This is a genomic window from Mesorhizobium sp. M1A.T.Ca.IN.004.03.1.1 (genome assembly GCF_003997555.1).
Classification (GTDB): domain Bacteria; phylum Pseudomonadota; class Alphaproteobacteria; order Rhizobiales; family Rhizobiaceae; genus Mesorhizobium.
The window spans coordinates 1-266 of record NZ_RZTV01000437.1 but is presented as its reverse complement, the minus strand read 5'-3'; the positions used below and the strand labels follow the sequence as shown (position 1 = coordinate 266).

Below are 266 nucleotides of genomic sequence, written 5' to 3'. Positions count from 1 at the left end.
AACCGAGTGCTGCTTCAGCGTTATGTGCGCCGAAAAATGAAGATCTCGCAGGTTGAGGAAGCCGGTACAGAGACTGATGAGATCACAGGAGATAAATACCTCAGTCTCATCGGTAGCCCGATGCCAATGAGTACCTTCAGTAGCCGCCCATCCCGGCTTTATCTCCTCCAGTCCGTCGATTACTTTCACGGACCCGGCTGTTGTTACCGCGCGTATGGTGTTTTTGTAGCGTAATGAGGGATCGAAATAATCTTGTGGCGCACGGT

At 51.5% G+C, this 266-nt stretch carries 1 protein-coding gene; it reads left to right on the top strand.

Translation table 11 applies throughout. The annotated features are described in order from the left end of the window. A partial coding sequence (locus EOD29_RS36675) for a hypothetical protein (RefSeq protein ID WP_206520565.1) occupies positions 1-234 on the top strand: 234 nt, incomplete at its 5' end. Positions 235-266 lie beyond the last annotated feature (32 nt).